At 44.2% G+C, this 13,920-nt stretch carries 12 protein-coding genes; 2 read left to right on the top strand and 10 right to left on the bottom strand.

The genetic code is table 11. The annotated features are described in order from the left end of the window. Window positions 1-242: 242 nt before the first annotated feature. On the bottom strand, window positions 243-1,727 hold the full coding sequence (locus D5281_RS06470; protein ID WP_160559355.1) for a glycoside hydrolase family 32 protein: 1,485 nt from the start codon (window positions 1,725-1,727) through the stop codon (window positions 243-245). 391 nt (window positions 1,728-2,118) lie between these two features. Between D5281_RS06470 and D5281_RS06465 the strand changes: the two genes are divergently transcribed. Then, window positions 2,119-3,324 (top strand): glucose-1-phosphate adenylyltransferase, encoded by a 1,206-nt coding sequence (locus D5281_RS06465; RefSeq protein ID WP_160559354.1) that lies wholly within the window; start codon window positions 2,119-2,121, stop codon window positions 3,322-3,324. Beyond that, window positions 3,321-4,463, top strand: coding sequence for a glucose-1-phosphate adenylyltransferase subunit GlgD (gene glgD / locus D5281_RS06460; protein ID WP_160559353.1), 1,143 nt, complete (start codon window positions 3,321-3,323; stop codon window positions 4,461-4,463). The genes D5281_RS06465 and glgD overlap by 4 nt, the downstream gene beginning before the upstream one ends. 126 nt (window positions 4,464-4,589) lie before the next feature. Here the strand turns inward: glgD and D5281_RS06455 are convergent, their stop codons facing one another. From D5281_RS06455 to D5281_RS06415, 9 genes are all read right to left on the bottom strand, one after another. Continuing rightward, the gene (locus D5281_RS06455; RefSeq protein WP_160559352.1) at window positions 4,590-5,069 is read right to left on the bottom strand and encodes a metallophosphoesterase family protein; all 480 of its coding nucleotides are present in this window, start codon (window positions 5,067-5,069) and stop codon (window positions 4,590-4,592) included. A 29-nt stretch (window positions 5,070-5,098) separates the two neighbouring features. Further along, window positions 5,099-5,713, bottom strand: a complete 615-nt coding sequence (gene rdgB, locus D5281_RS06450) for an RdgB/HAM1 family non-canonical purine NTP pyrophosphatase (RefSeq protein ID WP_160559351.1) — start codon at window positions 5,711-5,713, stop codon at window positions 5,099-5,101. A 33-nt stretch (window positions 5,714-5,746) separates the two neighbouring features. Then, window positions 5,747-7,006: an N-acetylmuramoyl-L-alanine amidase family protein gene (locus tag D5281_RS06445; RefSeq protein WP_160559350.1), complete on the bottom strand. Its 1,260-nt coding sequence runs from the start codon at window positions 7,004-7,006 to the stop codon at window positions 5,747-5,749. Window positions 7,007-7,086: 80 nt separating this feature from the next. Continuing rightward, the gene (locus tag D5281_RS06440; RefSeq protein WP_160559349.1) at window positions 7,087-8,241 is read right to left on the bottom strand and encodes a THUMP domain-containing class I SAM-dependent RNA methyltransferase; all 1,155 of its coding nucleotides are present in this window, start codon (window positions 8,239-8,241) and stop codon (window positions 7,087-7,089) included. 183 nt (window positions 8,242-8,424) lie between these two features. Then, complete coding sequence (locus D5281_RS06435; RefSeq protein WP_160559348.1) at window positions 8,425-9,669, bottom strand: MFS transporter; 1,245 nt, start codon at window positions 9,667-9,669, stop codon at window positions 8,425-8,427. A gap of 5 nt (window positions 9,670-9,674) precedes the next feature. After that, window positions 9,675-10,511 carry an MBL fold metallo-hydrolase gene (locus D5281_RS06430; RefSeq protein WP_160559347.1) on the bottom strand — a complete coding sequence of 279 codons (837 nt, stop codon included), beginning with the start codon at window positions 10,509-10,511 and terminating at the stop codon, window positions 9,675-9,677. Between the two features lie 179 nt (window positions 10,512-10,690). Next, window positions 10,691-11,518: a carbohydrate ABC transporter permease gene (locus D5281_RS06425; protein WP_277935211.1), complete on the bottom strand. Its 828-nt coding sequence runs from the start codon at window positions 11,516-11,518 to the stop codon at window positions 10,691-10,693. Window positions 11,519-11,529: 11 nt separating this feature from the next. Further along, a complete protein-coding gene (locus D5281_RS06420) occupies window positions 11,530-12,420 on the bottom strand; it encodes a carbohydrate ABC transporter permease (RefSeq protein ID WP_160559345.1) in 891 nt (296 codons plus the stop codon). A gap of 88 nt (window positions 12,421-12,508) precedes the next feature. Then, a partial coding sequence (locus tag D5281_RS06415) for an ABC transporter substrate-binding protein (RefSeq protein WP_277935210.1) occupies window positions 12,509-13,920 on the bottom strand: 1,412 nt, incomplete at its 5' end.

Raw genomic sequence — 13,920 nt, 5'->3', positions numbered from 1 at the left:
TATTGTATCAAACTTTGCTTTTCCGGGCTACCTATTTTCTTAAGGTGTTTTAAAATTCCTGCAGCGATACAGCAAAACCCTTACGCTGCACCGCCAAACTTGCTAACTATCATTTTCCGCCAATTGCAAAAGCAGACAGAAATCTCAAAAATTCCTGCCTGCAACTATCTTTTCCGTCCGTGACAGCACCATGTCAATGCCGCATTCTGTCCCCATTGTTTCTATCTATACATATACTATACTTATACCAAATCGTACTTCACAACATCCATCCGAACTTCCCCATCTGCACAGAAAGAAATCCCATCCGCCTCTCTCTCCGTATACATGGTTGCCGTCATAACCTGTTCGCCGTCATTTACAAATATTTCTACGCTATACTGGTCTAAAATCAATCTCAGCTTCAAGCGTCCGTTTTCATGGTTCACCTTACTTCTGCGCTGGTGGATAACGGCCCTTCTGGATCCGGAAAATTTCCTGTCAATTTTAAGAACGCTCTCCTTGGGCCTGAAGCTTACGGATGTCTGATACTGGGCATTTTGCGCAAAACGAACGGAAAATTTATGGTAAACATTTTTCTCATCCTCCGGCCATATGCTAAGCTCAATATCCGCCTTGCGCCCTTTCATTCCTTCCAAATTAACGGTATCGGAAACCAAAACCGATTGATATTCCACCTTTCCGCTCCTCATATCATAAAGCTCCCGGATCGGTTTCTGATAAAGCCGGCCATTTTTGATAAATATTTCTCTGGGCAGGCTCATCTGACCAAACCATAAGTTTTCCTGTACATGGCCACCACAGGTATCCCAGTTCTGCATCCAGCCAATCATGACCCTTCGCCCATCCGGGGTTAAAATCGTCTGGGGCGCATAAAAATCAATGCCATAATCTATGGACTGGTTATGCTGCTCTGTAAAAGTGTCGGTTTCCTCGTCAAAATCCCCTATCAGGCACAGCGTTCCATTTCCGTTATGATATTCGAATCCCTGGGGAAGCATGTCCTGAGGACTGGTAAGCAGCACAGCTTTCCCATCCAGCATGAAGAAATCCGGGCATTCCCACATTTTTCCGAACCGGTTGTTGTTAGAAGCCAAAATTTTTTGAAAGCTCCAATGAAATCCGTCTTCACTGGTATAAAGTAAAATCTGTCCGCTGCCATCCGCCGGGCGGCTGCCAATCACACAGCAATACGTTCCGTCCTCTTTCTTCCACATCTTAGGGTCCCGGAAATCAAAACGGCTGCTGCCCGGTGGAAGATCCTTTTCATCCAAAACCGGATTGTTCTCGTATTTTTCATAGTCAAGTCCATCGCCCACTGCAAGGCACTGGGTCTGCACCTCGCTAAAGCCTCCGTTTTTCTGCCTTTCTTTGACAACTCCCGTATACATCAGCAACTGCCTGCCATCCGGCAGTTCAACGGCGCTTCCCGAAAAACAGCCGTCCCTGTCATAAAACTCATCCGGTGCAAGAGCCGCCGGCAGATACCTCCAGTGGAGCAAATCCTTACTCACCGCATGTCCCCAATGCATGGGTCCCCAGTGAGAATCATATGGATGATACTGATAAAACATATGGTATTCCCCTTTGTAATAAGAAAATCCATTGGGGTCGTTCAGCCATCCTGTGCGTGTGGATAAATGAAAATCCGGCCGGTCTTCCTTTTTAATAAATTTTTCCGAAGCCTCCTCATAAGTACGCGCTTCGCGCAACGTTTGACTTGTCATAATAATCCTCCATTCTTACGGCAGTTTGCAAATTGAGTATGTACTTCCTGTATCCCTTCAGCACAATCTTTAGCCCTTTTCTGCACCTGCACAGCCATTATCCTTAAATCCAGACTATGCCTAAATGATACCAGACATTTTTATATACACAGTCTACAAGAAAAGCAATCAGATTGCAAGTTAAACCATTGCCTGTTACAATCTTTGTAAAAATTTATCCGAAGTCCAAACTGTTACTTATTTTTCAGTTTTTCTGCCAATTTTGACAAAAATTAAAAATTCTCAAAAGAAAAATTGTATCTTTTTCCATTTTTTTTGTTAAAAAACTATCATTTATCAGCATTATGATGTATAATTTCTTCATAAGGCATTAAATTAGGAGGATAATGTTATGGCAAAAGAAATGATTGCAATGCTTCTTGCCGGCGGACAAGGCTCCCGTCTTTATGCTTTGACAGAAAAGCTTGCAAAACCAGCAGTACCATTTGGCGGTAAATACCGTATCATCGATTTTCCGCTGTCAAATTGTGTCAATTCAGGAATTGATACTGTAGGTATTTTGACCCAGTATCAGCCTCTGGTACTGAATGAGTACATAGGAAACGGCCAGCCCTGGGACTTAGACCGTCTCTACGGCGGCGTACATGTCCTGCCTCCCTACCAGAAGGCAAACGGTTCGGACTGGTATAAAGGCACGGCAAACGCAATTTATCAGAACATCTCGTTTATTGAACGCTACGACCCGAAATATGTTATCATTCTTTCCGGTGACCAAATCTGCAAACAGGACTACAGTGATTTCCTTAAATTCCATAAGGAAAAGGATGCTGAGTTCAGCGTAGCCGTTATGGAAGTTCCCTGGGAGGAGGCTCCCCGCTTCGGCCTGATGGTGGCGGATGAAAACGACAAGATCACCGAATTCCAGGAAAAGCCCAAGAATCCTAAATCCAATCTGGCTTCCATGGGTATTTATATCTTCAATTGGGATATCTTAAAACAGTACCTGGAAGAAGATGAAGCAGACCCTAAGTCTGAAAATGACTTTGGTAATAATATCATCCCCAATCTTTTAAGAGACAGACGCAGGATGTACGCTTACCACTTCAACGGATACTGGAAGGATGTGGGAACCATTTCTTCCCTGTGGGAAGCTAATATGGAGGTTCTTGACCCTGAGCACAGCGGAATCAACCTGTTTGATGAAGACTGGAAAATATACAGCCGTAACAGCGGTATGACCGGTCATAAGATTAACACAGGGGCTGTTGTGGAAAACTCCATGATCACGGACGGATGCCGCATCAAGGGCAGCGTTAAGCACTCCATCCTGTTCGCAGGCGTCAAAGTGGAAGAAGATGCCGTTATTGAGGACGCTGTTATCATGGGCGGTTCGGTTATTAAGCATGGCGCTGTTGTAAAGCACTGTATTATAGCTGAAAATGTAACCATCGGCGAGAATGCCGTTGTCGGAGCAATGCCTTCCGGTGAGGAAAACGGTGTTGCAACCATTGGCGCGGGTATCACAATCGGCGCAAACGCTGTTATAGGCCCCGATGCCATGATCAATAAAAATGTAGAAGGTGGTGAAGATCAATGATAAATTCAAATACGAGTGCACTTGGTGTCATTTTTCCCAACAGCTATGACACATTGATTCCGGAACTGGTTAATGTGCGATTGATGGCCTCCATCCCTTTTGCCAGCCGTTACCGCTTGATTGACTTCATTTTATCCAGTATGGCAAACTGTGGCATTGACAACATTTCCGTCATGGTAAACAACAATTATCATTCCCTGATGGATCACCTTGATTCCGGCCGCGAGTGGGATCTTGTCCGCAAAAACGGCGGCTTAAACATCTTCCCTCCTTACGCCGAAAAGGAATCCAGACGTTTTACCGGCCGGGTAGGCGCCCTTGCCAGTATTTTAAATTTCTTAAAAGATCAAAAAGAAAAATATGTTATCATGGCGGATACAAATACCGTAGTTAACTTTGATTTTAATGCCATGATTCAGGCTCATATACAAAGCGGCGCAGATATCACTGCAGCCTATAACACCCAGGAGCTTCCGGAAAGTCTCCAAAAGGCCCCTGCCACCGATCAGAGCTTTTATTATACTTTTGATATCGAAGAAGGCCGTATCACAAGGCTTTATGTGAATTCCAAAAAAGAAGGCATTCAAAACTTCTCTATGAATATTTACCTTCTTGAACGTGAGCTGCTCATCGACTTGGTCAACACTGCTTTTGTTCATGGGAAAGAATATTTTGAGCGCGATGTTTTACTTCCCCAGCTCAACAAACTGAATGTACAAGCCTATAAATATGACAAATATGTTGCACGTATCTGTGATGTAAAAAGTTACTTTGATGAAAACATGAGACTTTTAGATGACTATAATCTGGATTCCCTTTTCTCAGGTAACCCAATCTATACCAAGATCCGTGACGACAACCCTACCCGTTACATTCAGGATTCCAAAATCCAAAACGTAATGGTAGCCGATGGCTGCATCATTGAGGGCGAAGTTGAAAACAGCGTTATATTCCGTGGCGTAAAGATAGCAAAGGGCGCAAAGGTGAAAAATTGTCTCTTAATGCAGGATACCGTGGTGGAAGCAGGCGCTGAGATCGAATACCTTATCACAGATAAGAATGTTAAAATCACTGCCGGAAAAGAAATGCGAGGGACAAATACCCATCCTGTTTATATTTCCAAATATCAGGAAGTTTGATTTCATATTTTTATTGCCTTCCATTTTCAGTATGTTTCTTTTTTATAGAGAGAATGGCCCGCTTAGCGGGCCATTCTCTCTTATCTTTTCTTAATTCTTTTGGCAGATATTATCATTGATATTGCATTACAGATAATGAATCGTAAAATGCGCTATCCCTTTCCGGTCCAAATCCATGATAATAAAGGATGGTCTGCGCCCCTCCTGGCGCGGATAGGTAAGACTCCCCGGATTGACAGCAATCAAACCTCCTTCCATCTCCACCACCGGCTTATGGGTATGCCCGTACATTACAATATCAACCCCGCGCATCCTCGCCTCCTGCCTGATAGTCTCATTCCCCATTGACACATAATAATTATGTCCATGGGTAAGCCAAACCTTATAATGGCCTATTTGAAACTCTTTTTCTCTTGGAAGGTCAGAGAAAAAGTCATTGTTTCCTGTAACCATCTGTACCGGACATCCGGCGCACTCAGCAATCAAATATTCGCTGCCCTCAATGTCACCGCAGTGGATCACCATATCCACCGGCGATACTCTTTCAAGCACCTTTATGTAATTATCATTTCTCCGATGCGTGTCGCTGACAATCAGCACCTTCATATACATTTCTCCATATTTTTGCTCAAAAGTTATTTATCATGTTCCACAAGACACTCCCGCATTGCCCGCAGCGCTTTTCCCCTGTGGCTGATTGCATTTTTCTCTGCCGGAGTCAATTCCGCAGCGCTTTTTTGGCAGGAAGGTACCACAAAAATGGGATCATACCCAAAACCATTTTCTCCTTTTTCCTCATAGCCGATTTTTCCCTCTATGGCTGCTGTCCGTATCAAGCTCTCTCCGTCCGGCAGGACGCAGGCAATCGCACACACAAATCGTGCCGAACGTTGCTCATCCGGCACACCCTTAAGTCTCTGTATGAGATTGGCATTTTTTACATGATACGAGGTGTCCTCCCCCATATACCTGGCCGAATAGATTCCCGGCTCCTTATTCAGATAATCTATCTCAAGACCTGAATCATCCGCCAGCACAATAGCGCCTTTTACTTTGGCGGCAACAGCCTTTGCCTTGATAAGAGCATTTTCTTCAAAGCTCCTTCCATTTTCTTCTATCTCCGCATCCACTCCGGCTTCCTTGCTGGAAACGATTTCCACCAATTCTCCTTTTATCGTAAGGCCGGATAAAATTTCCCTGATTTCTTTCATCTTTCCGGCATTACCCGTGGCAAAAACAATCTTTTGCATATTCATTCCCTCATTTCAGACTATCTCTTTCTTCTAATCTTCTTCATAGACCGCCATAATCGCATTACAAATGCCATCCGCAATTTTCTCCTGGTATTCTTCCCTTCCCAACAAGATTGCCTCTTGCTTATTGGTAAGACATCCTACCTTCACCGCCGCCGCAGGTATGGTTATGCTCCGAATTGCATAATCCTCCTCCTGTGCCTTGCTAAGGCCCAGGGCCTTTCCCTTTATGCTAGTGACCACTTCCCGCTCCAGTATATCCGCCAGCTCCACACTGCCAAAGCCTGGAATAAAGTAATCCTCATTGTAAATCGTTGTGGCGCCGTAAACACTGCTATCCGTATTGGCATCCACCTGTATCCGTATATACATATCCGCTTTGGTTCCATTGGCCAGTCTGACCCTGTCCTCCTCCCCGGGGTTCGAATCATCCATTCTGGTATAATACACCTTCACGTCTGTTTCATCCAGCCTTTCTTTTACTTTTTTGGCAATTTGAAGCGAGATTTCCTTCTCCGAAAGCCCATTCTCCTCATTTCCTGTATTGGAACCTCCACAGGAGGGATCAATTACCACAATTTTATCATACATTTCCCTGGGTCTTAAAAAGCTTACGTACAAATCATGATTCTCCAAAATTGTGCGATACTCAAAAACGTCTGTCAGAGAAAAGCGAAGCTTTACACCTCTTTCGTTGGCCTCGATGTTTTCCTCACAAACTCCCTTTTCCACCATATCCAAATTTCCGGAAATCACATTGGAGGCATAAAAACCACTGTCTACACCGCCAACCAGTATACACAGTTCCCGGTTCATATAATAATTTTCTACTACAATATCTTCCGCTTTACATTCTGCCGGCAAAGGAATCCTCATAAAACTACTGTTACTCTTCCCGGTTCCAAAAATCAACTCCTGCTTCTTACCCTCAGCTTCCTTTCCTCCCTCCTCCTCTGGCTTTGCAGTTTCCTGGGCTTCTTCCTTGGGTGGTTCCTCCGCATTTTCATCTGTTTGATTTTCTTCCGACAGTTCTGCTGCTTTCCCTTCCGTCTCACCTTCCGTGATTCGGCCCGTCAGTATGCTGTCTTCATCCGGCTCCCCTTCCGCTTCAGCGCCTGCCCCTGCTCCATTTTCTTTCGAATCAGCCAAATCGCTCCCAATCACTTCATCCTGGGCCACATCTGAAATTGTAATTGCTTTGTCATAAGACAAATAATAAATCAATCCCATGGCTGCCATAGAATAAAGTACACTTCCGATGGCTGCCTTTTTCATTAAACTTAGCCGCATTTTTGTCTCCATTGGTCAAACGAACATGCGAGCATGTTCATTTGGCCCTCAAATCAAGGTGGAAAGATTTTCTTTCAACCTTACTCCTGCAAATTTCTTCTAGGTGGCTTTGGGCCTGGGAACTGATAAAAATAAGTTTTCAGCATCCCATTGTATATCTTTCTGTTCCTGGCTGCCTTAAGCCCTATCGCATTCTCCGCCTGCTCAAAGGCAGTGATCAGATACATAGACCAGGAGTCCAACGCCCTAAACCTTTCGCCAATCGTTCTATAAAGCCCGGGCAATTTACTTTTTTCCTCTATCCGCTCCCCATAAGGAGGATTGCTGATAAGAAACCCATATTTTTTACTGTGGCTTAAATCCCCCACATCCCGTCTTTGGAAATGAATCAAATGCTCCACCCCGGCAAGCTTGGCGTTCTCTCTTGCAATGGATACCATGGTATCATCCACATCATACCCCTGAATGTCTGTGTAAGCATCCTTCACAATTTCCTCTCTCGCTTCATCCAGTGCATCGTACCATTCTTTCAATGGGATCAAATGGGGCCAGTTCTGCGCCGTAAAGCTTCTATTCATTCCCGGCGCCATATTAGCTGCCATCAGAGCCGCTTCAATAGGAAAGGTACCGCTGCCGCAAAAGGGATCCACCAAAATCCGGTCTCCCTTCCAGGGCGTCAGCATAATCAGTGCCGCCGCAAGATTTTCCGCAATAGGAGCCTTAGCTGTCAGTTTACGGTATCCCCTTTTGTGTAAGGATTCTCCGGTGGTATCTATGGCCGCCGTAACCTCATCCTTCATCAAAAATACCCGAAGGGGAAAAGGTGCGCCGCTTTCTGCAAACCATTCGATATGATAAACCTCCTTCATCCGTTCCACCATGGCTTTTTTCACCACAGACTGGATATCGGAGGGACTAAAAAGCTTACTCTTGACACTGGCTGCCTTCGTCACCCAGAACTTTCCGTCCGCCGGAATGTATTCCTCCCAGGAAAGGCCCTTTACTCCCTGAAAAAGCTCCTCGTAGCTTTCCGCCTGGAAGCTTCCCACCTTAATGAGAATCCTCTCCGCAGTGCGCAGAAAAATATTTGCCCGGCAAACCGCCTCTCCGTCACCCACAAAGGTGATTCTTCCGTCCTCTACCCTGGTTACATCGTATCCCAAATCTATAATCTCACGCTTCAGCACAGCTTCCAATCCAAAATGACAGGGGGCTATCAGTTCATATCGTTTCATATGTTTCTCCCTTTACTGGTTTCACAAACGGTAAATATCTGGGATATTATAACACAACACCTCTTTTTTGTCATCACACGAAAAACGATTGAACACACACTAAAAACGAACAATAAAGTATAACCCCTTACCAGCCGGCACTGGAAGGGGTTATACTTTATTGTTCGTTTCCATCTATTCACATCAGTTAAATTTCCTTTTTTTCATGACCACACATATTCCCAAAGCCACGGCTGTAATCCCTGCCCAACCGCTCATGGTAACCATCCATCCGGCTTTTTCCACCATAATTCCAATCGTAAAAGTAGACAATGCACTGCCTAAGTATGCCACGGAATTTAACATCCCCGAAACCGCCGCCACACGTCCCTGCTTCTCAAAATGAAGTGGTATCATGTTCACATACAGTGTGTTCACGGCCATCATAGAAGCCGTAATCACTGCAAACAAAATGACCGCCAAAAACACCTGGTATTTCCCAAAAATTAAAAGCAAAACCAGTGAAGCAAGCGCACTTCCAAAAAAGATAATAGAGGTTCTTATTTCTTCATCCGGATGTTTCCTGCCCGCATACTTAGCCATATATGCTCCGGTTAAATTAATGAACGGCAGAACCATAGTAACCAGTACGGAAAAAGAAGATGTCACATCAAAGCAATCATAAATGTAGGTAGGTACCCACTGGGTAATTCCATCCTTCAAAACACCATGTATCATAACCGGAAGAAGGATACCCACCAGCCCGCTTCCCAACACCAACGCCGGAAGGGATATTTGCTTTGAAAAAGTCTGATTGTCCGGAAAATGATTCTGCAGAGAATCCTCCGCTCCCTCTGCCTTCAGGGAACGCTCCACCACGCCATATCCAACGCTCCATCCCAGCGCAATCACAATCATAATACCTGCTGCCAGAAAAAACGCCGCCTGCCAGGAAATCCATTTCATGGCGCAGGCTGAGAGAAGGTACGAAGCCAGCGTACCTGCCGCCATACTTGAGACAATATCCACACTACATTTTCTCTTTCCTTCTTCCGTATACTTTTCCGCAAAAATCCGGATAATAGGCGGCCAAATCATAGACTGCATGTAACCGTTCACCCCCCACAGCACGGCCATAGCAGGAAAAGCGCCGACACTCCCCATCAGTAAATTGGAAAACCCGGAGCAAAGCAGTCCGAAAAAAATCATATTCTGCGGCTTTAGCCTATCCCCCAATATTCCATTACTTATCTGCCCAATCCCATAAGCAAAAAAGTATACCATACTGATACTTCCCGCCTGGGAAAAGCTCAAAAGTCCTTCCTCAATCATGGAAGACATAACCGAGGAATAATTCAATCTCCCAATATAAGAAGCAAAGTAAACACACCAGCATAAAAGGAACAAAAAATTCCCCATTTTCTTATCTACCAGTTTCATTCTATCCATTTCGTCTAAAACTCCAGCAACATTCCGTCATATGCAATGATAAATCCATCTTCCTTCGTCTCAGCCTCCAGCTCCTCGTGGAGCAGATTCCCATTATGGGAAAAATGAGTCAAAACCACCGGTGTGCTCTGGCTGATACATCCCATTTTCCCAAGCCGATCCACCACACTGCGGACCGCCCTAAGTCCCATATGCCCACAATCCATAACCGGGTCATTTCCCAGCGTGCAGTCTAAGCTCACACAATCCAACTTCACCCCTTCTAAGGCTTCCCACGTATCCTCCGGAAAAATCCCCGTATCATTGGCAAATAGCAGTTTCTTCCCCAGCCTGTCCTTAATCAGATAAATCACACATTCCTCCTTCGGGTCATGTACCGCACGAAGGGGTGTAATCTCATACCCTGGAATTTGAAAAGAACCAAATGCATGGATTTCCTCAAACCCCACACAATCGCGCATATTAGCCGAATCATCCTCCACCTCCAAGGTGCGCAGAAACATCCAATGACACTTCTCATTCCCATACACCGTCATCTTCCTCTGATCCCCAAAATATGCATAGGGAAACGCCCGCAAAATCAAATCCGTAGCATAAAAATGATCCGTATGAGAATGGGTCAATATCACATGTTGTATTTCTGAAAAATCCAAATCATATTTCATCATATGATAAAAAGTATCCGGCCCAAAATCTACCATTAAATTCCCATCAATCAGCGCCTGGGGCCGGCTGCGGTAATTTTTTCCTTTCGCCTTCCGTGCCCTCTTACAATTCTCACAGCTGCAAAACAAAGCCGGCCATCCCTCCGCCGCCGCAGTTCCAAGATAATGCACTTTCATATATCTCCTCCTTCTACGCAGTTTTTATGTACTCATACCAGACAGGCTTATGAAAACCGCGTAAACACAAGCCCATGCTCCCCTACTTCTCATTCTGTCATTTTCAGAGACCGGCCTATACACAGCTTGGAATATTTATTTTTCCAGGCCTTTCGCCAACGCCTGACCTTACGCTTAGCTTACCCTTTCACAGCGCCATTTACAAGCCCTCCCATAATCTGTTTTTGAAGAAAAACATACAGCACCATAATCGGCAGCATAGCAAGCAAGAGCCCCGCAAAGATAAGGGAATAATTCACTGTAGTCTGTGATTTAAAATTATAAACAAATAATGTAAGCGTATAATTATCCGGCGTCTTATTCAAGGCAAGCAACGGCAGGAAAAAGTCATTCCAGAACCATAACCCATCCATAATCAGCACTGTCGCCGTCATAGGCTTAAGCAAAGGAAAAATAATTTTCCAATAGGTAAAAAACGTCCCTGCGCCATCCATATAAGCGGATTCCTCCAGCTCCCCCGGCACCCCATGGATAAATGCCACATACAAAAACACACCTTCACAAACTGCGCTGGCAACATAGACTACTGCAATACCAGGCACATTCAGCATATTAAAATTTGACATAACCTGTACAAGAGGCATCATCTTTACCTGAAAAGGAACAAATATCCCGATTAACAGAAAATAATACAGATACTTATAATACCGTTTCTTATCCATGTTCCTGGCAATGGCATAAGAAACCAACGGCACCACCAAAATTACACCAAAACAGGAAACGACCGTAACAAAAACAGTATTCACCACAGAATTTAAAAACCCGGACTTTTGAATTACTTCCCTAAAATTTCCCAGATAAAAAGAAGACGGGAAGGCAAAAATACTTTTGGTCAGTTCCTCGGTGGGCTTAAATGCTGTAATAATTGCAAGATACATTGGAAAAATAATCAACACGCAGCCGCAGATTAAAAATAGATATGTAAAAATACTGGGTTTTTTCTTCATGGCCATCCTCCTTAATAGACTTTCTTCTTGTTGCTAATACTGGTCTGGATAAAAGAAATCGCGCAGATTACAATCGTAAGTATCATTGCCTCCGCTATGGCATAGGAAAATTTAACCTCCTTAAATCCATGATTGTATATAAGAATTGCCAGGCTTTCCGTAGCGCCTCCAGGCCCTCCGTTTGTCAGCGCAACAATGATATCGTAAACTGTCAACCCGCTTTTTACCTGTAAAATAAGTACCACCGAAAGTACCGGCAGAAGGAATGGCATGGTAATATACTTAAATTTCTGCCATCGATTGGCCCCATCTAACACTGCCGCCTCATAAAGATCCTCCGGTGCGGCCTGAAGCCCTGCTAACAGCATCACCGTAGCCATAGCCACCGCCAGCCATACATGAACGATAAGAACACCGTAGATTGCAGTGGACTTACTGGCCAAAATATTAGAAGATATTGCGGTAATATTGAAAGCCTTCCCAATTACAGGAACCACACGGTAGAAAATTTCGTTAAAAATCAAACCTACCACCAACATTCCCAAAACAGCAGGGAAGAAAAAGATTCCTCTGAATAACGACATACAGCGCAGCTTACTGTTATTAAAAATCAATGCCAGAATCAGGCTCAGCCCTACAATCAAAATCACTGCCATCAAAGTAAATTTCACATTAAACTTTACGGCATTTTGAAAGCGGCTATTGGTAAACGCCGTAATATAATTAGAAAATCCTACAAATTTATAGTCTTTTGACAACCCGTTCCAATCCGTAAAGCTATACATAATGCCAATCACAATTGGATAAATAAAAAATACACAATATAAAACCGTAGCCGGTACCGTAAACAAAAACATCGACAAGGACCGCTCCGTCATCCTTTTCTTTTTTTCTTTTTTCATGCAGGATACCCCCTGTTATCTCCTTTTATAAAAGGTTCCCGTAAGGAAACCTTACGGGAACCATCCTCATTATTGGTTAGAATAATCTTTATTGATTGTAATAATCCTTACATATCCTGTCTGTTTCTGTAATCAGAGCATCAATGTCTCCATCACTGAGCAGGTTCTGTACATAAATTGTCCACTCCGTTCTCCATCCGGAAGGCCAGAAATTAACCAACGTAAGGAAAGTGTCATCCCCGGTGATTTTTTTGCTCATATCCTGGAGCGCTGTGATTTTATAATCCACGCCTTCAATACAGGTTGGCGTTCCCTCATTGTCCGCCATAATCTGATAAATTTCAGGCCTTGACATGAACTCAATAAACGCTTCGCAAATTTCAGGATGTTCGGTTTCCACATAATACCCCAAAGCAATATCTACGTTAATCGGCAGGCTGTATCCGCCATCCGGCTTAGGGATAGGAATCAATGTACAATTTAAATCTGCATTTCCTGCAAGAATATCCGCCATATAGAAGGTACCGCCAATGTACATAGGATATACCCCATTACAGAAATCAGCTGTTCCCTGATCACGGCCAATTCCAAGAATATCATCCGGCGCATACTTCGCCAGCTCCAAAAGCGCTTCGGAGAAGATACGTACCTGGTTTTTATCTGCATCCGCAAAAGAACCTTCTCCTTTTCCTACCGCCTCACATACTGTTGCAAAATCCTTGTCCACAATCCCGATTAATCTTTCCGCAAACTGTGCAAGACTTCCTTTTCCATCAAAAATAAGCGGTTTCTCCATTCCCTTTGCCACAAAGGCATCCAGACATGCTATCAGCTCGTCCCATGTTTCCGGCAGCTCCAAGCCAGCCTCCTCAAACATATCAAGATTACAGTAAATACCATAGGAGCTAAGTCCATAGGGCATTGCATAAAGCTTGCCGTCATCATAGGTGGAATACGCAATGGCGCTTTCTGATGCTCTGGAAAGAAAATCCTTTCCGCTTAAATCAGCCAGCAGTCCATCCTGCATAATCACACGGTAACTGTATTCCGCCGGATAAATAGACATAATATCGGGCATATCATTGGTAGAGACTCTGGTAAAAAATACGGTTTCCGCATCGGACGGAGATACCACCTCTATCTCTACATTCGGATATTCCTCCTGGAACTTGGGAATAATCACTTCATTATAAAGACTCTCTGCTTCCACTTTCTGATTAAAAAACTCCAGTACAATTTTCTCAGAGTCGGAAGATGCTGATGTGTCGGTTCCTTCACCTGCACCTGCATCCTGGCTGCTTTCCGTTCCGCCCTGACTGCTTCCTCCCCCTGATGTATCCCCACCGTTTTCTTTACCGGAATTTCCACATCCAGCCAGTGCCGATGCCGTCAGTGCTGCTGCCAGCATCACGCTAATCCATTTTTTCTTCATTTTTATAATCCGCCTTTCTGCGAAAGGCACCAATGCGTCATGAAACATTGGCTGACTTTCGCTTTTCT

Origin of the sequence: Parablautia muri (genome assembly GCF_009917485.1) — a bacterium.
Classification (GTDB): Bacteria; Bacillota; Clostridia; order Lachnospirales; family Lachnospiraceae; genus Suilimivivens; species Suilimivivens muri.
This window is presented reverse-complemented; position numbering and strand designations above follow the sequence as displayed.